Origin of the sequence: Acinetobacter sp., from assembly GCF_036666595.1 — a bacterium.
In the GTDB taxonomy this organism is placed as follows: Bacteria; Pseudomonadota; Gammaproteobacteria; order Pseudomonadales; family Moraxellaceae; genus Acinetobacter.
The window spans coordinates 93,238-118,410 of sequence record NZ_JAVWVO010000011.1 but is presented as its reverse complement, the minus strand read 5'-3'; the positions used below and the strand labels follow the sequence as shown (position 1 = coordinate 118,410).

Genomic DNA, 25,173 nt, shown 5'->3' with positions numbered 1-25,173 from the left:
AACGTAGAAATGTCAGTAGAATTAATCCACCCAATCGCAATGGACCCAGGTCTACGTTTTGCGATCCGTGAAGGTGGTCGTACAGTTGGTGCTGGTGTAGTTGCTAAAGTAACTGCATAATTATAAAATAAAATTACAAATTGGGGTTTCGGCTCCAATTTGTTTTGCAGGTCAGTAGTTCAATTGGTAGAGCGTCGGTCTCCAAAACCGAATGTTGGGGGTTCGAGTCCCTCCTGGCCTGCCAACTTTTTTATAAAAGACGCTTGATGTCGGCAAAACTGGTCATATAATAAGTCGCGAAACCTACGACGAGTACAAAAATGTCGAATGAAAAATTACGCGACGCACAAAGCGACGCGGCAATCCCTCAAAGAAATAATTCTGCTGAAGTAGTTAAATCTGGTTCTCCCCTAGACGTCGTCTTATGGATTATCGCATTGATTTTATTAATTGGTGCGACCATGGTGAATCAACACCTACCAGCGTATTGGGCACCAGCCAACGATATCTGGGTGCGCGTTGGGGTAATTTTGGCTTGTATCATCGTGGCATTCGGTTTATTATACGCCACCCATCAAGGCAAAGGCTTTGCTCGTTTGTTGAAAGACTCACGAATTGAGCTGCGTCGAGTGACTTGGCCAACAAAGCAAGAGACCATGACCACATCTTGGCAGGTGCTTGCAGTTGTAGTTGTTGCATCTATTTTATTATGGTGTTTTGACTACATTTTGGGCTGGTTAATGAAGTTTATTATCGGGTAAGAGAGCTATGAAACGTTGGTACATTATTCATGCCTATTCAGGTTATGAAAAACAAGTGATGCGTTCACTTAATGATCGAATCCAGCGTAGCGCTGTAGCCGATAGCTTTGGTGAAGTCCTTGTTCCTACCGAAGAAGTGGTAGAAATGAAGGATGGTAAGAAGCGTAAATCTGAACGTAAGTTCTTTCCAGGCTATGTATTGGTCGAAATGGAAATGAATGATGAAACTTGGCACATTGTTAAAGAATGTCCAAAAGTTTTAGGTTTTATTGGTGGTACGGCTGAGAAACCTGCGCCAATTACCCAGCGTGAAGCAGATGCGATTCTTGCTCGTGTACGTAATACTGGTGAAGCACCACGTCCGAAGACGATGTTTGAACCAGGCGAAGAATTACTCGTAGTTGACGGTCCATTCACAGACTTTAAAGGTGTGGTGGAAGAAGTTCTGTACGAAAAGTCACGTTTAACGTTGACCATTAATGTATTTAATCGACCAACTCAGGTTGAGCTGGAATTTCGCCAAGTCGAAAAATCAGTTTAATTGGAAGTGGTTGAAAAACGCCTGACTTATTTATAAGTCAGGCATTGTTGTTGTAACGGTATCGTTACTTAGAAATTGGGGAGCCTTCATCGGCGTTTGTACCCAGAGGTAATTTGAAATGGCTAAGAAGATTGACGGCTATATCAAGCTGCAAGTTCCAGCTGGTAAAGCGAATCCATCTCCACCGATTGGTCCTGCATTGGGTCAACGTGGTGTTAACATCATGGCATTCTGTAAAGAATTCAATGCTGCGACACAAAAACTTGAAGTTGGTTTACCAATTCCAGTCGTGATCACTGTGTACAACGACAAGTCGTTCACATTCATCATGAAAACTCCGCCTGCATCTATTCTTCTTAAGAAAGCTGCTGGTATCCAAAAGGGTTCTGCTGTACCTAACAAAACTAAAGTTGGTAAGTTGACTCGTGCTCAATTGGAAGAAATCGCGACTACTAAAGAGCCAGATTTAACTGGTGCTGATTTAGACGCACGTGTTCGTACCATCGCTGGTTCTGCACGTTCTATGGGCTTGGAAGTGGAGCTATAAGACATGGCAAAGTTAACTAAACGTCAAAAAGCCATTGCTGCTGCTATTGAAGCAAACAAAGTTTACACTTTAGAAGAAGCGGTAGCTGTTCTTGCTGGTCTTCCTGCTGCGAAATTCAAAGAATCTTTGGATGTTGCGGTAAACCTAGGTGTTGACCCTCGTAAATCTGACCAAGTTGTTCGTGGCGCGACTACACTTCCTGCAGGTACTGGTAAAACTGTACGTGTTGCTGTGTTTGCTCAAGGCGCTGCTGCTGAAGCTGCTAAAGCTGAAGGCGCGGACATCGTTGGTTTTGATGACCTTGCTGAAAGCATCCAAGCGGGTAACCTTGACTTTGACGTAGTAATTGCTGCTCCAGATGCAATGCGCGTTGTGGGTAAGTTGGGTACGATTCTTGGTCCACGTGGCTTAATGCCAAACCCGAAAGTGGGTACTGTAACTCCTGACGTAGCTGGTGCAGTTAAAAATGCAAAAGCTGGTCAAGCACGTTACCGTGTAGACAAAGCGGGTATTATCCACGCTGCGATCGGTCAAGTAGATTTCTCTGCTGAAGCTGTTCGTCAAAACGTTGAAACTTTGATTGCAGACTTGAAAAAGTTAAAGCCTGCGACATCTAAAGGTGTATACATCAAAAAGATCACTTTGAGTTCAACTATGGGTCCAGGTCTTGTTGTTGATGTAAGCAACGTTTCTAACTAAGTTTTACTTAGACAGAATTTTAAAGCCCTGAGTAAAAATCAAAGCGCTGCTTTGTTTTTTACGCAAGAAACGCTCTGTCGTATTTTGCAAACTTAGGCAAACTTTGAATTGGTAAATGTAGATTTATCAGCGTCAAAGACCTCAGGCGAGAGTAATTTCGATTACTTTCTTAATTTCCCAGCCTGAGTAGACGCGGTGGTGTGATTTGTTCATCCTCCGCGTGTAAGTTCAGTGATGAACTTGCGAATTGGGAGTGTACTTCGCGTAAGTACATAAATCACCGTTAGGAGGTTTTACAATGGCTCTTCTTATCGAAGGCAAAAAACAGATCGTTGCAGAAGTAACTGAAGTTGCTTCTACTGCGTTTGCTGCTGTTGTTGCTGACTACCAAGGTTTAACTGTTGAGCAATTAACTGCTCTTCGTGTTGAAGCTCGTAAGTTAGGTGTTGCTACACGTGTTGTACGTAATACTTTGGCTAAGCGCGCTCTTCAAGATACTCCATTCAATATCTTGAACGACAACCTTGTTGGCCCAACAATTTTAGCTTTCTCAACTTCTGCAGATGATATGGGTGCTGCGGCACGCTTATTTGAAGAATTTGCGAAAACTAATAAAGCATTTGAACTTAAAGCTGCTGCATTTGAAGGCAAACTTTATCAAGGTGAAGAAGTTAGCGTTATCGCGAATCTTCCAAACCAAGAAAAAGCGCTTACTATGCTTGCAAGCGTTCTTCAGGCTCCTATTTCGAAATTGGGTCGCTTACTTACAGCGCTTCAAGAGAAAAACGAGTCAGAAGCTGCATAAGCTCAAACTTAAACACACATCATTCAATACCCATTTGGAATTAATCTCATGGCTTTAACAAACGAAGAAATCCTAAACGCAGTTGCTGAAAAAACTGTTCTTGAACTTGTAGAACTTATTTCTGCATTTGAAGAAAAATTCAACGTATCTGCTGCTGCTGTAGCTGTAGCTGCTGGTCCTGCTGCTGCTGCTGTTGAAGAGCAATCAGAATTCAACGTTGAGTTGACTTCTTTCGGCGCGAACAAAGTAGCGGTAATTAAAGCAGTTCGTGAAATCACTGGTCTTGGCTTGAAAGAAGCTAAAGATTTAGTTGAAGGCGCTCCTTCAGTTCTTAAAGAAGCAGTTTCTAAAGAAGAAGCTGAAGAACTTAAGAAAAAACTTGAAGAAACTGGTGCTACTATTACTATTAAGTAATGTTACCAGGGGGGGGAATATTAATTTCACCCCCAAAAATTGGCTGATGGCTCTTGGGTCATCAGCCTTTTTGCGTTACAATAATCGGCTCGATTTTTGTTTGCTTGGTGGAAAATCCATCAAATTAAAATAAAGAAAAGAATCAAACGCTTACCAATATTTTTCAAATTTAAAAATATTGGTAAGCGTTTCAATACCACTGAAAATTGCAGCATTTGTAAAAAGTGGTGGCCATATCGGCCTGCGTAATTCCTTCTGAGCCCGTTCTGCAGGCGGGCTCGGTTTACTTTCCGAGGACTCCAGATGGCATACTCATATACCGAAAAGAAACGGATCCGTAAGAATTTTGGTAAATTGCCTAGTGTTATGGATGCTCCGTACTTGCTCGCGATTCAAGTCGACTCGTACAGAACATTTTTACAAGATGGCAAATCACCAAAAAACCGCGAAGATATCGGTCTGCAAGCCGCGTTTCGTTCAGTTTTTCCTATAGAAAGTTATTCTGGCAATGCTGCTTTAGAATTTGTTGAGTATAGTCTTGGTAAGCCTGAGTTTGATGTACGCGAATGTATTCTTCGTGGCTCAACTTATGCAGCACCAATGCGCGTAAAAATTCGTTTGATCTTAAAAGATCGCGAAACTAAATCAATTAAAGACGTGCGCGAGCAAGAAGTGTACATGGGTGAAATGCCACTCATGACCGATAACGGTACATTCGTTATTAATGGTACTGAGCGTGTAATCGTATCTCAATTACACCGTTCACCGGGCGTATTCTTTGACCACGATAAAGGCAAAACCCACTCTAGTGGTAAGGTACTTTATTCTGCGCGTATTATTCCTTACCGTGGTTCATGGTTAGACTTTGAATTTGACGCAAAAGACCTTGTATTTGTGCGTATTGACCGTCGTCGTAAATTACTCGCGACTGTGGTTCTTCGTGCTTTGGGTTATAACAATGCGCAAATCTTAGACTTGTTCTATGAAAAAGTGCCTGTATACCTAGACATGGGTAGCTACCAGATTGACCTTGTTCCAGAGCGCTTACGTGGCGAAATGGCACAATTCGACATCGTAGATAATGATGGTAAAACCATTGTTGAGCAAGGCAAACGTATCAATGCACGTCACGTACGTCAAATGGAAGCTGCTGGCCTAGAAAAGCTTTCTGTGCCTGATGAGTACTTGTACGAGCGTATTACTGCAGAAGACATCCCGCTTAAAGATGGTGATGTGATTGCAGCAAATACCTTACTCAGCCATGAAATTATGGTGAAATTGGCTGAAGGTGGTGTTAAACAATTTAACATTCTATTCACCAATGACATCGACCGTGGTTCATTCGTTGCAGATACTCTACGTGCAGATACGACGACAGGTCGTGAAGAAGCATTGGTAGAAATCTACAAAGTAATGCGTCCAGGCGAGCCACCAACGAAAGAAGCGGCTGAAAACTTATTCAACAATTTGTTCTTCTCTTCAGAACGTTATGACCTCTCTCCAGTGGGTCGTATGAAGTTCAACCGTCGTTTGGGTCGTCCTTACGAAGTGGGTACGGATCAGAAGTCTCGTGAAGTAGAAGGTATTCTTTCTAACGATGACATCACTGATGTACTCAAAACATTGGTTGAAATCCGTAACGGTAAAGGTGAAGTCGACGATATCGACCACTTGGGTAACCGTCGCGTGCGTTCAGTAGGTGAAATGACTGAAAACCAATTCCGTGTTGGTTTAGTTCGTGTAGAACGTGCTGTTAAAGAGCGTTTAAGCCAAGCTGAAACAGATAACTTGTCTCCGCAAGATTTAATTAATGCGAAACCTGTGGCTGCCGCGATCAAAGAATTCTTTGGTTCAAGCCAATTGTCTCAGTTCATGGACCAAAACAACCCATTGTCTGAGATTACGCACAAACGTCGTGTATCGGCGCTTGGTCCAGGTGGTTTGACACGTGAACGTGCGGGCTTTGAGGTACGTGATGTACACCAAACGCATTACGGTCGTGTTTGTCCAATTGAAACGCCTGAAGGTCCAAACATTGGTTTGATCAACTCACTTTCTGTTTATGCGAAATGTAACAATTTCGGTTTCTTAGAAACACCATACCGTAAAGTGGTTGATGGTCGTGTAACAATGGACGTTGAGTATCTATCTGCAATTGAAGAAGTAGGCACTGTGATTGCACAGGCCGATTCTGGCATTGATAAAGATGGGAACTTAACAGAAGAATTTGTTTCTGTACGTCACCAAGGTGATTTCGTTCGTATGCCGCCTGAAAAAGTGACGCATATGGACGTATCTGCACAGCAGGTTGTTTCTGTTGCTGCATCACTGATTCCATTCCTTGAACACGATGACGCCAACCGTGCATTGATGGGTTCAAACATGCAGCGTCAAGCTGTGCCTACATTGATTGCTGACAAACCGCTTGTAGGTACAGGCATGGAAGCAAATGTAGCGCATGACTCTGGTGTGTGTGTGATTGCGGGTCGTGGTGGTCGTATTGAGTTCGTCGATGCTTCACGTGTCGTAATTCGTGTCAACGAAGACGAAATGGTTGCAGGCGAGGCAGGTGTAGATATCTATAACCTGATCAAATATACACGTTCGAACCAAAACACTTGTATTAACCAAAAAGTTCTTGTGAAACTTGGTGATAAAGTAGGTCGTGGTGATGTATTGGCTGACGGTCCATCAACAGATGGCGGTGAGCTTGCGCTAGGTCAAAACATGCGCGTTGCGTTCATGACGTGGAATGGTTACAACTATGAAGACTCGATCTTACTTTCAGAGCGCGTACTTCAAGAAGACCGTTTAACCTCGATTCACATTCAAGAATTATCATGTGTTGCACGTGATACTAAATTGGGTGCGGAAGAGATTACAGCGGATATCCCGAATGTGGGTGAAGCTGCACTGTCTAAACTTGATGAATCAGGTATCGTATATATCGGTGCTGAAGTGACTGCTGGCGATATCCTTGTAGGTAAAGTAACGCCTAAAGGTGAAACGCAATTAACACCAGAAGAAAAATTGCTTCGTGCAATCTTCGGTGAAAAAGCAGCTGACGTAAAAGACTCATCTTTACGTGTTCCATCAGGTACGAAAGGTACAGTGATTGACGTTCAAGTGTTTACACGCGACGGTCTTGAAAAAGACGAACGTGCTCAAGCAATTGAAAAAGCTCAGCTTGATTCATACCGTAAAGACTTGAAAGAAGAATACAAAATCTTCGAAGAAGCAGCACGTGAACGTATTGTTCGTTTGTTGACAGGTCAAGAGTCTAACGGTGGTGGTACAACCAAGCGTGGCGATAAGCTTTCTGCAGACGTATTGTCTGGTTTAGAGTTGGTTGATTTACTTGAAATCCAACCGACTGATGAAGCTATTGCAGAGCGTTTAACTCAAATTCAAGTGTTCTTGAAAGAGAAGAGCTTTGAAATTGATGAGAAGTTTGCAGAGAAAAAACGCAAACTTTCTACAGGTGATGAATTAACAACAGGTGTATTGAAAGTTGTTAAGGTTTACTTGGCTGTTAAACGTCGCATCCAACCGGGTGATAAGATGGCGGGTCGTCACGGTAACAAGGGTGTTGTTTCTAACATCTTACCTGTTGAAGACATGCCACACGATGCCAATGGTGTTCCAGTCGACATCGTATTGAACCCACTGGGTGTACCGTCACGTATGAACGTGGGTCAGATTCTAGAGACTCACTTAGGTATGGCAGCGAAAGGTCTTGGCGAAGAAATCGACAAGATGTTAAAAGCGCAACGTACTGTACTTGAGCTTCGTGGATTCTTAGACAAGATTTATAACAAAGTTGGTGGCGAGCAAGAAGATCTTGATAGCTTAACTGATGATGAAATTTTGGTGCTTTCGGGTAACTTACGTGCGGGTGTTCCTCTTGCAACGCCAGTATTCGATGGTGCTGAAGAATCACAAATTAAAGACTTGTTAGAGCTGGCGAACATTTCACGTACTGGTCAAACAGTATTGTATGATGGTCGTACAGGTGAACAGTTTGACCGTCCTGTAACTGTAGGTTACATGTACATGTTGAAACTGAACCACTTGGTAGACGACAAGATGCACGCGCGTTCTACTGGTTCTTACTCATTAGTAACTCAACAGCCGCTTGGTGGTAAAGCACAATTCGGTGGTCAGCGTTTCGGTGAGATGGAGGTCTGGGCGCTTGAAGCATATGGCGCAGCTTACACGCTTCAAGAAATGCTTACTGTTAAGTCGGATGACGTTGAAGGTCGTACCCGTATCTATAAGAACATTGTAGATGGTAACCATTATATGGATCCAGGTATGCCTGAATCGTTCAACGTATTGACCAAAGAGATCCGTTCTTTAGGTATCAACATTGAACTGAAAAATGGTGACTAAGTTTCTCCATTGAATCTCCCCAACCTCTCTTGTTCAAAGAGAGGCTTCCTCGAAAGGGAAGCGGGGAGATTTCTCAGTTAAAAAACAATATTTGTGACCCAGTTGTGTAGTGAAAGTCTCCACAACACACGGAGAAAAAAATTGAAAGACTTGCTCGATATCATGCGCAAAAAGACGGATTCAGACGGTCATGCTCCAGTTGAGTTTGATCGCATCCGTATTGGTCTTGCGTCACCAGAAATGATTAAGTCATGGTCTCATGGTGAAGTTAAAAAGCCTGAAACCATTAACTATCGTACGTTCAAACCAGAACGTGATGGTTTATTCTGTGCCAAAATTTTTGGTCCAGTCAAAGATTACGAATGCTTGTGTGGTAAATACAAGCGTATGAAATACAAAGGCGTCATTTGTGAAAAATGTGGCGTTGAAGTAACAACTGCGAAAGTTCGTCGTGAGCGTATGGGTCACATCGAGCTGGCTTCTCCAGTTGCACATATTTGGTTCTTAAAATCACTTCCGAGCCGTATCGGTCTATTATTAGACATGACTTTACGTGATATCGAACGTGTATTGTATTTCGAATCTTACGTGGTAACTGACCCAGGTATGACTCCATTTGAGAAATACCAACTTTTAAACGATGAAGAATACTTCAACGCTTTAGAAGAACACGGTGATGAATTCACTGCGAAAATGGGTGCAGAAGCTGTTCAAGACTTGTTGAAAGACATCGATCTGGAAAACGAAATTTCACGTTTACGTGAAGAAATTCCAAACACAACGTCTGAGACGAAGCTTAAAAAAGCGTCTAAGCGTTTGAAGTTGATGGAAGCGTTTAAAGAGTCAAACAACAAGCCAGAATGGATGGTGATGAATGTACTTCCAGTACTTCCACCAGATCTTCGTCCGTTAGTACCACTTGAAGGTGGTCGTTTCGCGACTTCTGATTTGAACGACCTTTACCGTCGTGTGATCAACCGTAACAACCGTTTGAAGCGTCTTCTTGACCTTGCAGCACCAGACATTATCGTACGTAACGAAAAACGTATGTTACAAGAGTCTGTAGATGCATTGTTAGACAACGGTCGTCGTGGTCGTGCAATCACGGGTTCGAACAAGCGTCCATTGAAATCTTTGGCTGACATGATCAAAGGTAAGCAAGGTCGTTTCCGTCAAAACTTACTTGGTAAGCGTGTTGACTATTCAGGTCGTTCGGTAATTACTGTAGGTCCTACTTTACGTCTGCACCAATGTGGTCTTCCGAAGAAAATGGCACTTGAATTATTCAAGCCATTCATTTTCGCGAAACTACAAGCATCTGGCCAAGCAACAACCATTAAAGCTGCGAAGAAAATGGTTGAGCGCGAAACGCCAGAAGTTTGGGACGTTCTTGCTCACGTGATTCGTCAACACCCTGTGATGTTGAACCGTGCGCCTACACTTCACCGTTTGGGTCTTCAAGCATTTGAACCGATTCTGATTGAAGGTAAAGCGATTCGTCTTCACCCGCTCGTTTGTGCTGCGTTTAACGCCGACTTCGACGGTGACCAAATGGCGGTACACGTACCATTAACACTTGAAGCGCAGTTAGAAGCGCGTGCGTTAATGATGTCGACCAACAACATCTTGTCTCCAGCGAACGGTGAACCAATCATCGTACCGTCTCAGGACGTTGTCTTGGGCTTGTATTACATCACTCGTGATGCGATCAATGCCAAAGGTGAAGGCATGGTGTTTGCAGATACTCACGAAGTTAACCGTGCACTTGCAACAGGTCAGGTAAATTTACATGCTCGCGTAAAAGCACGTGTACACCAGACTGTGATTGATGAAAATGGTAACCGTGAACAGCAAACCATTGTTGTGGATACTACACCAGGTCGTTGCTTACTTTGGGAAGTTGTGCCAGAAGGTATGGATTTCCAACAAATCAACGTTGAGATGACCAAGAAAAACATCTCTAAATTGATTAACTCTTGCTACCGTAAATTAGGTCTTAAAGATACAGTGATCTTTGCTGACCAATTGATGTACTTAGGTTTCCGTCAAGCGACACGTTCAGGCGTATCGGTAGGTATGGAAGACATGGTGATTCCACCTGCGAAGTACTCAATTATTGAAAAAGCGGAAGTTGAAGTTCGTGAAATTGAGCAACAGTTCGAACAAGGTTTCGTAACTGCGGGCGAACGTTATAACAAAGTTGTCGATATTTGGGCACGTACTAACGACCAAGTAGCGAAAGCGATGATGGACAACTTGTCTTTTACCACTGTTAAAAACAAACAGGGTGAAGATGAGAAGCAAAAATCATTCAACTCGATCTATATGATGTCTGACTCAGGTGCCCGTGGTTCGGCAGCTCAGATTCGTCAGTTAGCAGGTATGCGTGGTTTGATGGCGAAACCAGATGGTTCGATCATTGAAACTCCAATTAAAGCGAACTTCCGTGAAGGTTTGACAGTACTTCAGTACTTCATTTCAACACACGGTGCACGTAAAGGTTTGGCCGATACAGCACTGAAAACAGCAAACTCTGGTTACTTGACACGTCGTCTTGTAGACGTAGCGCAAGACTTGGTCATTACTGAGCCTGACTGTGGTACTTTGGGCGGTCTTGTAATGACTCCGTTCATTCAAGGCGGTGACGTGATCGAGAACTTAGGTACTCGAGTACTGGGCCGTGTTGTTGCTGAAGATGTGAAGAAAGCAGGTTCTGACGACGTTATCCTGCCACGTAACACTTTGATTGATGAGAAACTTGCAAACTTCCTAGAAGAGCAAGGTGTCGATGAAGTTAAAGTACGTTCAGTGGTTGCGTGTGAATCTACATTCGGCGTATGTGCGAAATGTTATGGTCGTGACCTTGCACGTGGTCATCAGGTGAACCCTGGTGAGTCTGTGGGTGTTATGGCTGCACAATCGATTGGTGAGCCGGGTACACAGTTAACAATGCGTACCTTCCACGTAGGTGGTGCTGCAAGCCGAACGTCTGCTGCAAACAGCGTACAAGTACGTAACAAAGGTACCGTACGTTTCCACAATGTGAAAACAGTACAACATGCCAAAGGTCACTTGGTATCGACTTCTCGTTCAGGCGAAATCGGTATTGCGGATGATTTAGGTCGTGAGCGTGAGCGTTATAAACTGCCTTACGGTGCAAGCATCTTGTTGAAAGATGGTGAATCTGTTGAAGGTGGCGGTATTGTAGCGACTTGGGATCCGCATACACATCCATTGGTAACAGAAGTTGCAGGTAAAGTACGTTTCAGCCAAATCGCTGATGGCGTAACTGTTACCTCTAAAACTGATGATGCAACAGGTATGACGACGATTGAAATCTTACCTGTGACTGCACGTCCTGCGTCTGGTAAAGATTTACGTCCTGCGGTTGTTCTTGATACGACGGATGGTGGTGAGCAGTTCTACTTCCTACCACAAAACACGATTCTTTCTGTCCGTGATGGCGAAACAATCGGTGTGGGTGACGTTATTGGTCGTGTACCACAAGAAACTTCACGTACGCGTGACATTACCGGTGGTCTACCGCGTGTAGCTGACTTGTTCGAAGCACGTAAACCGAAAGAGCATGCAATTCTTGCTGAAATTTCAGGTGTTGTGAGCTTTGGTAAAGAGACTAAAGGTAAGAACCGTTTAGTGATTACTCCAGATGATGGTTCTGAGATTTACGAAGAACTGATTCCAAAATGGCGTACCATGAACGTGTTCGAAGGCGAACATGTGAACCGTGGTGAGACTGTTTCTGACGGTCCACAGAACCCACATGACATCTTACGCTTGAAAGGCGAAGTTGCGCTGACCAACTATATCGTGAACGAAGTTCAAGACGTATACCGTCTGCAAGGTGTAAAAATCAACGACAAGCACATTGAAGTGATCGTACGTCAAATGTTGCGTAAAGTTGATATCACTGATGGCGGTGATACAAGCTTCATCAAAGGCGAACAAGTGGATTACATCCGCGTGATGCAAGAGAACCAAGCTGTTCTTGCGCAAAACAAGTTCCCTGCGAAGTTTGAACGTCAATTGATGGGTATTACCAAAGCATCGCTTTCTACTGACTCGTTCATCTCTGCTGCATCGTTCCAGGAAACCACACGTGTGTTGACTGAAGCGGCTGTAACAGGTAAAGAAGATGATTTACGTGGCTTGAAAGAGAACGTAGTTGTAGGTCGTTTGATTCCAGCGGGTACGGGTCTTGCGTATCACTTAGAGCGTCGTCGTCAAGAAGCTGAAGCTGCAGAGCATGAGCTTGTAAATGACTTCTCTGATGTTGATCAAGCATTAAGCCAAGCATTTAGCGATGAGTTTAACGGTCTGTAATTAGCCCTTTAAATGAATAAAAAGCCACCTTCGGGTGGCTTTTTTATATAATTGAAAAATAATATTAAATTGGAGGAGTAATGTGAATTTAGTAGAAGCTAACGAAATTCTGGAACAGGCGAGAAGAGAGCAAAAAGAAGGAAATTTAGATAGAGCTATAAAACTCTTAATTAAAATCAATAACTCATCTGATGAGTTACAAGATTTATATGCACAAGCACAGTTTAAACTAGGCTATTTATATAACCAGTTAGATCGCTTTGCTGAAGCAGAGCAGGCATATAAAAATGTAAAAAGAGAAGATCATGTAGAGTCATATGCAACAGCACAGTATAATCTAGGCTATTTATATAACCAGTTAGATCGCTTTGCTGAAGCAGAGCAGGCATATAAAAATGTAAAAAGAGAAGATCCTGCAGAGCTATATGCAATAGCACAGTTGAATCTAGGCAATTTATATAGTCAGTTAGATCGCTTTACTGAAGCAGAGCAGACATATAAGAATATAAAAAGAGAAGATTCGCTAGATCAATATGTAAGGGCACAGTTTAAACTAGGCTATTTATATAACCAGCAAGATCGGTTTAAAGAGGCAGAAAAATACTATAAAAAAGTTAAAAGGGATGATTCTAAATCAATTTATGCTTATGCTCAATTTAATTTATGGGCTTTAACAAATAATAAAATATATTTGAAGCATATAAATAGAAGTGACAATGATGAAATTTACAATGAAGCCCAGTTTCAACTAGGGGAGTTGGAGTACTATTCTGAAATTCCGAAATTAAGGGTGATTCTAGATTATTGGAATAATATTCTAGAAACATCAGAATGGTATCCTAAAGTTGTCTATAAACGATATTTAATAAATAAAATATTTAATAATAAAAATCGTATGTCCAAAAAGCTAATCGAGATATTTAAAAAAGTTGATGCTCTTTTAAATAATTTAGTTGTAAAAAGGGATCATGAGAATTTAATTGCACACTATACATCTCCTAGTGTCGCAAAGTTATTGATAGCTAAGGAGGTATGTGGTTTCCCAATAAACTCAAAAATGAGATTAAATACAATTGATTTAATGAATGATCCTACTTAAGGGGAAATATTGAATCATTATTTGAATATTTCTTCTGACTTAATATCGACAAATGATCAAGCTTTTATGGGATGCTTTACATTACACCACGATTCACTTAATCAATTTCGACTTTATGGTAAAGAAGATAAAAAAGAGGGAAGTGGATTAAGTTTGATTTTATCTAATCAATTCTTTGAACAGGAAAATAGTTTTTCTCATATTCGTCTTCAAGATTCAAATAATTCTGTATCAGAAAGTAATGAGGTTGAGGGAGATGATATAAGTCGGAATATTACAAAAAAAGGCAGCGTGGATGAAAATACTGATGATAAAACTATTCTAAAGTTACCTTTGTATCGTTGTATTTATATTGATCCAGATTCTAAGTTGATTGAAATTTCACATCGAGAAGAATGGACTTTTTGTAGAGAGGAAAAAAACTCGAAGAGTGATAAATGGAGTGATTATTAAACAGAAATTATAAAGTTAAGAGATGAAGTGCGAAATGCTTTTAAGAATCTTGAGGAGTTAATTCAGCCACTCTATCTAAAGATTTTTAAAGATTTAAAAGAGTATTCTCATGAAGCAGAACTTCTAGCGGAAATACTATTACCACTCAGATTTTTGATTAAACATATGGCTTTTAAGGAAGAACAAGAGTGTCGTGTTGTATATGTTACTCAGTGGGATGATGATTTTATTCAGTATGATGAAAAGCTTAAACGCTTTTATATAGATTATGGTTCCGATGTTGTTATGCATTTAAAAAAGATTTATCTGGGACCTCACGCATTACATGGGAAAAATATGTTTGAATATCTGTGTTCCCATGCGAGGCATAAGAAAAGAACTGAACATGACGTTAAGATAAAGATTTCGCATAACCCATTGAGATAGAATATTTGAGATTTAAAGCCACCTTCGGGTGGCTTTTTTTTGTCCTTTTGTTACAAAAGAGGATTTAAGCTTTTATAAATTTCACATTTTTCCTATATTAAAAATATAAGTACACAAATCTCCTTACTTCATTAACGATTAAAAAATAGAGGTGGTTCTACATGAAATTGACATCAAAACTATTGGGCTTAAGCATCTTCGCATTTGTGAGCCAAACGATGGCAGCGCCGATGCCGAATACCATCACCGTGGAGGATAAAGCGGTTGTACCGATTGTCAAAACACAGATTATTCGTAGTGTCGTAGGTCAAGATCCTGTGCGGACGACCGAAGCGACTATTTTTGAAGTGAAAAATGGTGGTAAAGATATTGTGGCGCGCGAAGTGGTTCTCGAGGAAAATGCCAGCCAATTTTCAGATAAAAAAATGTCGGCACCGATTGTGCAAAAGGGTAGCGTGATTGTTCCTATATCCAAAGTTGAAGTGAAATCGACCTTGAGCCAAGGTGGTGTGGTCCTTGCAGAAGGTAAGCAAGTTGATGCACAAGGGGTTGAGTTTAAGAAAGGGCAGGAACCTGTACGTAAGGAGCTGAAACTGGATCAAGTGAAAGACCCGAACAGTAAAGAAAGTGTGACACGTGCAGTGCTCCAAGAAAATGGCACCACCACCAAAGATGTGGTTGTGGTGAAAGAGCCCGAATAAGCTTGAGTTGAATACGGTATGAAGCCCTCTAAGGAGGGCTTCTTGCTTACAAATTTTCAGCAATAGCATCTGTAACCGTAACATTTCACGGGTTTTAAGTTCATACTGATCTTTTATGCTGTAAGAAATAGCCAATAAGGACAAACCTCATGAAAAAGTATATGAGCATTATTGCAGTGGCATCTCTTTCGACGATGCTGTTGGCAGGTTGTGAGAATATGAGCGCTTCTGAGCAACGTATTGGGACAGCGGCTTTAGGCGGTGCAGTAGGTGGTGCTGCGGGTAATAGCCTCGGTGGCGGTGTAGGTGCAGCTATTGGTGGCGGTGCTGGCGCGGCTGTGGGCAGTAAAAGCCAAGGTGGCTCAAACCGTAGTGCAACCTACAGTGGTGTCGGCGGTGCGATTGGTTCAGCAGTGGGTAAAAGCGTGTTTGGTGGTAATACTGGCGCAGCCATTGGTGGCGCCATCGGCGGCGGTGCAGGCGCTGCTATTGAAGAACGTAAATAATGTTTTAAGTTCAGATTTTCAAAAAAGCACTTCATGGAAGTGCTTTTTTTATAGCTGTGCCGGTTTAGGTTTTTTACGACGTATATATAAAGTCTTTTCCACTGCTGCAATTCGAATGCCGGCTTCATCGTAAATATTTAAGGTATAAATACGATGTACGGGGGCATAGTTGTCGGCCAGTTGTTTCACGGTCGCGATTTCTTGGGCATCAAGGTGAAAGTCTGCATAGACTGTACTGCGTCCAGGGCTGAGAAATTGGATGGAGGCGGCTTTGTCCCAGACAATATACTTGTTGCCTAAGTGGTGCATCAGTAGGGTCATATAAAACGGGTCGACCATCGCATATAAGCTCCCGCCAAAATGTACACCGACAATGTTTCGGTTTTGTCGAGTCAGCGGCATTTTGACGCGAATGTGGGAGTGTTTAAGGTCAAATTTTTCAATTTGAATCCCTGCACCTTTAAAGGGGGCGAAATGATTGAGAAAGTATTTCGCGACAATCGGCTGTGTCACAAGTTTTTTTAAAATGCTCATTTCGGTCAATGGTATCTGATGAACTTCTATCCATACTAGAGAAGATGAGATCAATTGGCATTGATCGTTTTGCCAGCAAAGTATAAAAAACAGTCAATAACAATAAGGAGCTGAATATGGAGCAGCAAAGTTACTGGGTACAAACTACAGATCAGCAAAGACTTTATGTGAAAACATGGGGCAATGCGAACAATCCTGTGCTGGTCTTGGTGCATGGCTATCCAGATAATCAAGAGGTTTGGGAGCCTGTGATTGGGCATTTGGTGCAAGATTATTATATTGTGACCTATGACGTTCGCGGTGCAGGTATGTCGAGTGTACCGCGTCGTACACGGGCCTACGCCTTACCTCAGCTATCGCTAGATTTGGAAAGTGTGGTGAATAGTGTGATCCCACAGCGTAGCTTTCATCTGGTTGCGCATGACTGGGGTTCGATTCAGTCATGGGAGTCCGTGACTGAGCCAAAATTTAGAGAGCGTATGCTGTCATTTACCACCATTTCAGGTCCATGCTTAGACCATGCCGCATTTTGGATGCGTGAACAGTTCAAGCAACACAAGCCTCAATTTTTTAAGCAGTTAACGAAGTCTTGGTACATTGCGGCCTTTCAGTTGCCTTTTTTAGCACCGACCGTATGGCAGTTTTTTAGTCCTGAGCATTGGGGCAAAGTTTTATCGCGTTTAGAAGGACGTTCAGACTTACCGCTGAATCATCATATTGCTGCCGATGGTAAACACGGGGTTGCGCTCTACCGAGCTAACTTTATTCCACGTCTGACCAAACCACGAGAACGCTTTGCAATTTGTCCCGTACAGGCGATTGTGTTGGAGCAAGATCAATTCGTGAGCCCAGCTTTAATCGATGAAATGCCGAAGTGGGTCGAGGATTTTCAACGGGTGAATGTGAATGCCAACCATTGGGCAATCTTGAGCCAGCCTGAGACCATAGCGGGTCTAATTAGCAATTTTGTACGTAGATAATCTCCTTCTTTTACGTTTGCTGTAGTGCTAAAACTGGCCTACAGCAAGTCTGTCCTTATGCAATAGTCAGACCCTAAAGTCATGCAATGGCTGTGGATAAAGCTGATCAAAATACAGTTTCAGCCTATTGGATCTGCTAAAATAGCGTTTTTTTATCATCTTAAGTTTTCCATGAATGCAGTAGTAATTGCGATTGCCGTGATGTTTATTCTGTCACTGGCACGAGTTTCTGTTGTTCTGACTTTGGTCATTTCAGCAGTTATTGGTGGATTGGTTGCGGGGCTCAGTCTGTCCGATACCGTGAGTGCATTTAATGCAGGTTTAGGTGATGGTGCTGAAGTGGCTTTAGCCTATGCGGTACTCGGTGCCTTTGCTTTGGCACTGTCAAAGTCAGGCTTACCCGATTTATTGGCACATAAACTGATTGGTTTATTGGGGGTAGAAGTTTCACATCAACGTGCGCGTAAAGTGAAATACCTACTGCTGACGATTTTACTTGTTGCGGCCATTTGTTCTCAAAACTTAATTCCAGTCCATATCGCATTTATTCCAGTATTGGTTCCACCTCTGTTAAAAGTGATGAATCACTTGAACTTAGACCGTCGTGCAGCAGCCTGTGTACTGACTTTAGGTCTGGTCGGCACCTATATTTTCTTGCCTGTTGGTTTTGGTGCGATTTTCCTTGAACAGATTTTGATGGGCAATATCAACAAAATTGGTGCTGCATATAATTTGCATGTTGAACGTTGGATGATGCCAATGGGGATGGCCATTCCTGTCCTGGGCATGGTGATTGGTACTTTAGTGGCGGTATTCGTCAGCTACCGTAAACCGCGTCATTATATTGATCGTGAAGTGGCACGTGTGACCACGATTGATTTAGATAAACCCGTTCGTGCAGGCGAAGTGAATTTTGCGCAAGATGCGGAAGAACTCAAACGCGAAGCCGAAAATGTCCCTGTGATTGCAAAAAAAACCATCGTCATGGCGATCCTTGCGATTGTTTTGACCCTGATTGCACAGTTGTACTCAGGTTCAATGATTTTAGGTGGATTGGTTGGTTTTGCAGTGTTGTCTGCGGCAGGTATTTTTAAATGGCAAGAAGCCGATGATGTCTTTGTGCAAGGCATGCGCATGATGGCTTTGGTCGGCTTCATCATGATTTCTGCGGCAGGTTTTGCCTCTGTGATGACTCATACTGGTGATATTAACCAGCTGGTCAATGGTGTAGTGCACGTGATTGGGGATAACCATGCTTTAGCGGCGTTCTTAATGCTGTTCATTGGTTTATTTGTGACGATCGGTATTGGTTCATCGTTTTCAAGTGTCCCAGTCTTGGCCGTGATCTATGTACCACTTTGTGTACAGTTTGGTTTCTCACCCCTTGCGACTGTGGCGCTGATTGGTACAGCAGCAGCACTCGGGGATGCAGGTTCTCCAGCTTCAGATTCCACTTTAGGCCCAACAGCAGGTTTGGGTGTGGATGGGCAGCATGATCATATTTGGGATACGGTGGTGCCGACCTTTATTCACTTTAATATTCCGCTCATGATTTTTGGTTGGATTGCGGCCATGGTGTTGTAATTCAAACCTCCAGTTATTATAAAAGGGCGATTTTAAAATCGCCTTTTTTATTATTTATTCAGATTAAAATAATCGGGTTTATAATGTTAATTCGGATTAAAAAGGTTGGAATTAAAATGTATTTATTTTGCTTTTATGTTATTAATTTAAAACCAACTAAAATAGTCTATTTAATATTTAAAGTTATTTAAAACAGTTGTTTAAAAAAAGTATTTTAAATACATTATTATTATAATTGCATATTAATTACACTCTTGTTTATGATGATTTAATGTTAATTTTTATATTAATTATTTTACAAACAGAGGTTGTTTGAAATGTTGAAGCAAATTGCTCTAATTACATTAATGGGTCTTTCTACATCTGCTGCAATGGCAGGTCAATGGCAAGTCAAAGTCGGTGGATCTGCAATTGCGCCAACGCAGGACACGAAAATTGCGAATGGTACATTAACGGTTGAAGCAGATAGCGAACTCGCGTTTACGCCATCGGTTGAATATTTCTTTAATGACAATATTTCTGCAGAGCTGCTATTGGCGACGCCAATTAGCCATGACGTGACAGTAAATGGTAGCAATGCTGTAAAACTTAAGCATTTGCCGCCAACAGTGACTGCAAAATATAACTTTAAAAATTCAACAGGTTTCACGCCTTATATTGGTGTCGGTGCAACAGCATTTATTGCTTGGGATGAAGAAACTTCAGGTGTACTTGCAGGCACTAAAGTTAAAGTCAAAGACGACTACGGCTATGCTGCACAACTTGGTTTTAATTACCAACCTGCTGATGCGAAAAACTGGGGTGTGTTTGTCGATGTTCGTTATGCGGACTTAAACCCAAAAGTTGAAACTGTGGTTGAAAACTTTAAATTAGATATCGATCCAGTGATTTATACACTCGGTTATAGCTACAAATTTTAATAATCAAAAGTAGCTTTTTAAGAACCTCATCAATGATGGGGTTTTTTTATGCAAAGACTAAAGTTGAATAGTGGTCAATGCTGAAATAAATCACGATGATTCAGTATTAAAAGAAAATCATCTATAGAATGGATAGAAACAGAATAAGAGAGTTATAAAAATGAAATCTATGCTCGGGATCGGTTTAGTCTGTGGTTTGGCGTGGAGCATGCATGCTCAAGCGGCCAGTTTTAATTGTGATAAAGCGAAAACGACGACGGAGCACGCGATCTGTGAACATCGCCAAATCAATGACGCCGATGTGAAAATGGCCACCACTTATACCATTTTAAAACGCCTTGTTCCGATGGGGACGCGTGGCATGATTCAGGATGAGCAAGTGAAATGGTTGAGTCTCCGTGACCGTTGTGGTGCTTCACAAAGTTGCCTCATGGATGTGTATAAAATGCGCCAGCAGCAGTTAGAACTACATCTAGATCGTATTTACCGTCAGGGCCCATTTTAAAAAAAAAGCAAAAAAACTTGCGATTGCTATTGAAAAACGTATCGCTCACTCCAATTCATTAAGCATTCTCTATAAGACTTAATACATTAAGGAGCGATTGATGAGCGAGCAAAACGCACATAAACATAGTTTCCAAGCTGAAGTGGCTCAGCTATTACATTTAGTGACGCACTCACTGTATTCGAATCCTGACATTTTCCTACGTGAATTGATCTCAAATGCGTCCGATGCCTGCGATAAATTGCGTTTTGAAGGCATTAATCATCCTGAATATTATGAAAATGACCCAGACCTACATGTGCGCGTCAGCTTTGATGAAGCCAATCAAACACTGACCATTTCAGATAATGGGATTGGTTTAACTGAACAAGAAGCGATTGACCACTTAGGTACGATTGCTAAGTCTGGAACCAAGGACTTTATGTCTAAGCTCACAGGTGACCAGAAATCAGATGCACAACTGATTGGTCAGTTTGGTGTCGGTTTCTACTCGGGCTTTATTGTGGCTGACAAAATTACCGTAGAATCACGCCGTGCAGGTGTGGGTGCTGATCAGGCGGTACGTTGGGTCAGTGCCGGTACGGGTGAGTTTGAAGTCGAGCAGATCCACAAAGACAGCCGTGGTACCGATATTATTCTACATTTACGTGAAGATGCGCTGGACTATTTACAGTCGCATAAAGTGAAGCAAATTATCAATAAATACTCGGATCACATTAGTCTGCCGATTGAGATGCAAAAAGAAGTTTGGCAGCAAGAAGAAGCGGTTGAAGGTGAAGAGCCAAAACCAGGTCAGTATGTGAAAAGGGGTGAGTGGGAAGCGATCAACTCAGCCAGCGCTCTGTGGACACGTAATAAAAATGAAGTGACTGAAGAGCAGTACATCGATTTTTATAAGAATCTCAGTCATGATTTTGAAGCGCCACTGGCATGGGCGCATAACCGCGTTGAAGGCAGTACCGAATATACACAGCTGTTGTATGTACCAAGCAAAGCTGCTGCCAATATCTTTACCCGTGAAGCCAAAGCGGGGATTAAGCTCTATGTGAAACGTGTCTTCATTATGGATGATGCGGATAACTTGATTCCAAACTATTTACGCTTTGTCCAAGGGGTGGTCGATAGTGCTGATTTACCACTGAATGTCAGTCGTGAGTTGTTACAAGAAAGTCGCGATGTGAAAACCATTCGTGAAGGGAATGCACGCCGTGTATTGACCATGTTGGATGCTTTAGCCAAATCGGAAGATGAAAAAGATCAAGAGAAGTTCAAAACCTTCTACCGTGAATTTGGTTCAGTGTTGAAAGAAGGTTTGGGCGAAGACTTGGGTAACCGTGAGCGTATTTTAAAACTTTTACGCTTCTCAACTTCAAACAATGATACGGTGAGCACTTCTTTGCAGGACTATAAAGCGCGTATGCCTGAGGGACAAAAAGCAATTTACTACGTGACTGCAGACAGTCTCAATGCCGCGAAGAACTCGCCACAACTTGAGTTATTTAAGAAAAAAGGTATTGAAGTCTTACTCATGGCAGACCGTGTCGATGAATGGGCAATGGAATTTGTGTATGAGTTTGATGGCACACCAATGCAGAACGTGGCGAAAGGTGCAGTCGACTTAGGTGATTTACAAGATGCCGAAGAGAAGAAAGCACTTGAGGCAGCGGCAGAGCAGTTTAAACCTGTGGTTGAAAAACTGTCTGACTCATTGAAAGCCAAGACCAAAGAAGTCCGTGTGACCACACGTTTGGTGGATTCGCCTGCATGCTTGGTGACAGGTGAGGGAGAGCTTTCTCCACAACTGATTCGTATGCTGCAACAAGCAGGTCAGGCCGTACCTGAAAGCAAGCCAATTTTGGAAATTAACCCAGAGCATCCATTGGTGAGAAAATTAGAAAATTCGGCACAGTTTGATGACTTGGCCAATGTGATTTTTGACCAAGCGGTGATTGCTGAAGGTGGCTTACCTGATGATCCTGCCGAATATATCAAACGGATTAACAGCTTATTGCTTCAATAAACCATTATGTGTTTAAAAAAAGCCTATCGCTAAGATAGGCTTTTTTATGTCAACCCATTGGATCAAGCACCTTAAAAACGGTTGAACATACCGATTAAATAGGGGGAAAAGAATCTGATGTGCATATCCGTGGATAAGTTAGAACTTATCCACAGTTCAGTTTAAATATCCGCCATGTCATTAAAATAAAGCCTCAAAACGCACCAAGGCACTGACGTAATGGCTTCGGTCTTCACGGTGATCATTAAAATAATTTAAATCACCTTGGATATAAAACCATTCTCTTAAGAAGGGTTGACGCCACGAGACAAAAGGCCCCCAGCTGTTTAATCTTAAGTTATCATTGTTGTAGAAACCGCCAGTGTAAATGCCGTAGTTAAAGCGATTGCCATGAAAGAATTGGTGTTGTCTAAAGCTATAGTTATCCCAGAGCAGATCATCATCTTGTTCGTCGGCATAGGTCAGGCTGAACTGATTGGATAAAAATGGCTGATTGGGTCGTGCATGGGTCAGCTCTAGGTTGGTACGTAAATAATTTTCACTGTCGATACCATAACGGTAAATCTGTTCAGCATAAGCGCGAAAATCATTGTCGAGTTTCCATTCTCTCGATAACTCGATCCGCGCATAGATATCATCCCCTGAACGGACCCCCAAGTCGAAATCGGTTTCAAAAGGCAGACGATCTGACAGTTGCGACCATCTTAAAGCCAGTGAGCTATTGGCATCACGGGTTTGGCGGCGGTCAAATGTTTTATCGTTATTCGCACTGGGTGGATTTTCATTGGTAATCGCAACATTGTTTTGCAGTTCATTATCTAATGAGTCGTCTCCAAACACGACACTCAGTTTATGTTCTAGGGTTGGAAGTTTGACCCGACCACGAATACGCGGTTTTACATCATATTCATCATGTTTGTTCCAGCGGTTATCGACCAAGACCCGTAAGGTGGCTGTGGCTGGTTTTTTAGGATCAGTTTCACCAAACCAATTGTCCATTTTAGTGGCTGTTCGGTCTGCCCAGTTTCGAACTTCTTTTTGTTGGCGGTCAACCCAGGTGCGCTCTTCAGTGAGGTCAGTCGTGGGCACAATCAGCTCGTCCGACTCTTCAGGTAAGACGGTTGGAAGTGAGTCGATCCACTGTGGAATTTGGTATAAAAGTCCACTGCCTTTGGGGGGCGATGCGATTTTGTCAATTTCAGCCACGTCGTGAGGTGGCACAAAATGTTGTGTGCTGTTGGTATTGCTTTCCGCCCAAGCCACGTTGACGTATGTACCTAAACTTAGGCAGAAAAATAAAGAGATGGATCCCACATGTTGAGTTCTTAGCATGCTTTCGTACTTTATTGTTCTTCGATGTTTTAGTGTTGTAAATTTCACATAAGAACACAAGTAGAAAATACAAAACTCTACAACTCACTGCTCAGTTGTTTTTGAATAGAATCAAATAATTGAAATACAGTGATAGGTTCAGGCAAAGTGGAAATCGTATTTTGAATCAGTTGCCAACTGACACCGTGCTGTCGGTCTAAGACTAAGCAGGGATAGGCGATCTCGGTACATGAGAGTTCAACCCGCTTTTGACCATGAATTACTCGAATTTTTTGTCGTTCTTTTAACACTAAAATGGGCGTATTTACATCCGCGGGGCTTTCTTCAAAATGGATAAATTTACGGCTATTGAGTAGATTGGCCAGAATAAATGGATGATAGTCTTCAATGTGCCATATCAATTTGGCCTGTTGGGTATACAGCTGAAAAATCGAAAACACATCATGTATGTGAGTCTGTAGCTGATCCCATTCAATTTCACGGATGGCTGCGACTTGATGCTGACCACTCTGGGCAAATTGTTGGCTCAGGCGAATGGCTTCCGTGGGACTATCAGCACCAAATAGAGCCAAATACTTAATAAACCCTCCGTGCTGATGGGTCTGTTCTGCAAAATAGATGGGATAGTCCAACCAGTGATCGAATTGGCCGCTGTGGATCAGAAAATCGATATTTTGACTGATCTCGGTGTGTCCTGAAATGTCGAGGCCATACAGCTTAGGATCTAAGTTTGCTTGATGCAGCGTGCACAATTGCGCTTGATATTGCCCTAGATTGATCTGTGTAGGTAGCATGGGTTGCACAGCAAGGGCTGTTGTTTCTGAGTTGTCTGTATGGCTATCCTGCACAACAGGGTTTGGTGCTGTCACTTCGCTTGTAAGTCGATCTTGTTGTTGAGATTCAGATGAAATGTCTGTATCTGGTTGTTCAGTCAAGATTGATCGCCTTTGGATAAAGTCCTGAATGGCGAGCGTTGAAATAGATGCACTTGGCTTGAGGTCAAATCGAATGGCTGCAGCGGCCTCAATGATAAATTCTTCCTGAGGCTGAGATAGCTCATCATTTAAAAGAGGCAGATTGCTGGGAATCAAATGATTTTCTGCTAATACTTCAGATTGAAGCTCTAAATCTGTTTGTAGGATATCGAGCTGATTTTCAGGTTCCTTATCTTGTTTGATACTTAGCTCAATAGGATTAATTGAGACGACATCTTCTACAGTGTTTTGTTTAAAAGAGCTGAGTTCAGCTTCTTCAATTTGAGTTGCATTTGGGTTGCTGTCGAATGTAGGTTGTATTTCTCTATTAAAGTGAAGCGCTGCTTCAGCCTTAGATAAAACCAGACTAGACTCAGGACTGACTTTTGGGAAGTCTGACTCAGCCTCTTGGGTTCGTTCAGCCGATGTATCATCATCTGTAGCAATGCTTAAAAGCTCAATACCCGTGAAAACAAAAGCATCAGTAACCACGTTGTCCTGTGCCTGCCCTATGTCAGTTTTTTTATGGGATGTGGTTGTAACGGGCAAGATAAACTGGTCTTCTGCAACTTCTGCAACTTCTGCAACTTCTGCAACTTCTGCAACTTCTGCAACTTCTGCAACTTCTGCAACTTCTGC

Annotated in this window: 21 protein-coding genes, 1 tRNA gene and 1 pseudogene; 20 read left to right on the top strand and 3 right to left on the bottom strand. The window is 42.2% G+C overall.

Features of this window, described 5'->3' with window-relative positions:
• The 15 genes and pseudogenes from RR876_RS13855 to RR876_RS13785 all read left to right on the top strand — a co-directional run.
• A pseudogene (locus RR876_RS13855) lies at positions 1-120 on the top strand (elongation factor Tu); the annotation flags it as partial.
• A 48-nt stretch (positions 121-168) separates the two neighbouring features.
• A tRNA-Trp gene (locus RR876_RS13850) sits at positions 169-244 on the top strand.
• 76 nt (positions 245-320) lie between these two features.
• Entirely contained in the window at positions 321-761 is a 441-nt protein-coding gene (gene secE, locus RR876_RS13845) for a preprotein translocase subunit SecE (protein ID WP_004692774.1), read from the top strand.
• 7 nt (positions 762-768) lie between these two features.
• Entirely contained in the window at positions 769-1,302 is a 534-nt protein-coding gene (nusG, locus tag RR876_RS13840; RefSeq protein ID WP_078390311.1) for a transcription termination/antitermination protein NusG, read from the top strand.
• A 118-nt stretch (positions 1,303-1,420) separates the two neighbouring features.
• Positions 1,421-1,849 carry a 50S ribosomal protein L11 gene (gene rplK / locus RR876_RS13835; RefSeq protein WP_004668262.1) on the top strand — a complete coding sequence of 143 codons (429 nt, stop codon included), beginning with the start codon at positions 1,421-1,423 and terminating at the stop codon, positions 1,847-1,849.
• Between the two features lie 3 nt (positions 1,850-1,852).
• Positions 1,853-2,548, top strand: coding sequence for a 50S ribosomal protein L1 (gene rplA / locus RR876_RS13830; protein ID WP_004692770.1), 696 nt, complete (start codon positions 1,853-1,855; stop codon positions 2,546-2,548).
• A gap of 298 nt (positions 2,549-2,846) precedes the next feature.
• The gene (gene rplJ, locus RR876_RS13825; RefSeq protein WP_004692769.1) at positions 2,847-3,353 is read left to right on the top strand and encodes a 50S ribosomal protein L10; all 507 of its coding nucleotides are present in this window, start codon (positions 2,847-2,849) and stop codon (positions 3,351-3,353) included.
• Positions 3,354-3,401: 48 nt separating this feature from the next.
• On the top strand, positions 3,402-3,767 hold the full coding sequence (gene rplL, locus RR876_RS13820; protein ID WP_116758813.1) for a 50S ribosomal protein L7/L12: 366 nt from the start codon (positions 3,402-3,404) through the stop codon (positions 3,765-3,767).
• 303 nt (positions 3,768-4,070) lie between these two features.
• Complete coding sequence (gene rpoB / locus RR876_RS13815) at positions 4,071-8,159, top strand: DNA-directed RNA polymerase subunit beta (RefSeq protein WP_279677163.1); 4,089 nt, start codon at positions 4,071-4,073, stop codon at positions 8,157-8,159.
• Between the two features lie 141 nt (positions 8,160-8,300).
• Positions 8,301-12,500, top strand: coding sequence for a DNA-directed RNA polymerase subunit beta' (rpoC, locus tag RR876_RS13810; RefSeq protein ID WP_332478240.1), 4,200 nt, complete (start codon positions 8,301-8,303; stop codon positions 12,498-12,500).
• Positions 12,501-12,582: 82 nt separating this feature from the next.
• Complete coding sequence (locus RR876_RS13805; RefSeq protein ID WP_332478241.1) at positions 12,583-13,599, top strand: tetratricopeptide repeat protein; 1,017 nt, start codon at positions 12,583-12,585, stop codon at positions 13,597-13,599.
• Between the two features lie 21 nt (positions 13,600-13,620).
• Positions 13,621-14,052: a hypothetical protein gene (locus RR876_RS13800; RefSeq protein ID WP_332478242.1), complete on the top strand. Its 432-nt coding sequence runs from the start codon at positions 13,621-13,623 to the stop codon at positions 14,050-14,052.
• 27 nt (positions 14,053-14,079) lie between these two features.
• Positions 14,080-14,478 carry a hypothetical protein gene (locus tag RR876_RS13795; protein ID WP_332478243.1) on the top strand — a complete coding sequence of 133 codons (399 nt, stop codon included), beginning with the start codon at positions 14,080-14,082 and terminating at the stop codon, positions 14,476-14,478.
• Between the two features lie 161 nt (positions 14,479-14,639).
• Positions 14,640-15,179, top strand: coding sequence for a hypothetical protein (locus tag RR876_RS13790; RefSeq protein WP_332478244.1), 540 nt, complete (start codon positions 14,640-14,642; stop codon positions 15,177-15,179).
• A gap of 149 nt (positions 15,180-15,328) precedes the next feature.
• The gene (locus tag RR876_RS13785) at positions 15,329-15,685 is read left to right on the top strand and encodes a DNA transfer protein p32 (RefSeq protein ID WP_332478245.1); all 357 of its coding nucleotides are present in this window, start codon (positions 15,329-15,331) and stop codon (positions 15,683-15,685) included.
• Between the two features lie 48 nt (positions 15,686-15,733).
• On the opposite strand, the gene RR876_RS13780 is transcribed toward RR876_RS13785, so the two are convergent.
• Positions 15,734-16,219: a DUF4442 domain-containing protein gene (locus RR876_RS13780; RefSeq protein ID WP_332478246.1), complete on the bottom strand. Its 486-nt coding sequence runs from the start codon at positions 16,217-16,219 to the stop codon at positions 15,734-15,736.
• Positions 16,220-16,335: 116 nt separating this feature from the next.
• On the opposite strand from RR876_RS13780, the gene RR876_RS13775 reads away from it, so the two are divergent.
• The 5 genes from RR876_RS13775 to htpG all read left to right on the top strand — a co-directional run bounded on the left by RR876_RS13775 (position 16,336) and on the right by htpG (position 22,228).
• The gene (locus tag RR876_RS13775; RefSeq protein WP_332478247.1) at positions 16,336-17,199 is read left to right on the top strand and encodes an alpha/beta fold hydrolase; all 864 of its coding nucleotides are present in this window, start codon (positions 16,336-16,338) and stop codon (positions 17,197-17,199) included.
• 171 nt (positions 17,200-17,370) lie between these two features.
• Positions 17,371-18,783 carry a Na+/H+ antiporter family protein gene (locus RR876_RS13770; protein ID WP_332478248.1) on the top strand — a complete coding sequence of 471 codons (1,413 nt, stop codon included), beginning with the start codon at positions 17,371-17,373 and terminating at the stop codon, positions 18,781-18,783.
• A gap of 317 nt (positions 18,784-19,100) precedes the next feature.
• Positions 19,101-19,703, top strand: coding sequence for an OmpW family outer membrane protein (locus RR876_RS13765; protein WP_332478249.1), 603 nt, complete (start codon positions 19,101-19,103; stop codon positions 19,701-19,703).
• 160 nt (positions 19,704-19,863) lie between these two features.
• Complete coding sequence (locus RR876_RS13760; RefSeq protein ID WP_087011149.1) at positions 19,864-20,208, top strand: lysozyme inhibitor LprI family protein; 345 nt, start codon at positions 19,864-19,866, stop codon at positions 20,206-20,208.
• A gap of 100 nt (positions 20,209-20,308) precedes the next feature.
• Entirely contained in the window at positions 20,309-22,228 is a 1,920-nt protein-coding gene (gene htpG / locus RR876_RS13755; RefSeq protein WP_332478250.1) for a molecular chaperone HtpG, read from the top strand.
• Positions 22,229-22,408: 180 nt separating this feature from the next.
• Here the strand turns inward: htpG and RR876_RS13750 are convergent, their stop codons facing one another.
• The gene (locus tag RR876_RS13750) at positions 22,409-23,560 is read right to left on the bottom strand and encodes a hypothetical protein (RefSeq protein ID WP_332478251.1); all 1,152 of its coding nucleotides are present in this window, start codon (positions 23,558-23,560) and stop codon (positions 22,409-22,411) included.
• Between the two features lie 77 nt (positions 23,561-23,637).
• On the bottom strand, positions 23,638-25,173 hold a 1,536-nt coding region (locus RR876_RS13745), incomplete at its 5' end, for a hypothetical protein (protein ID WP_332637092.1).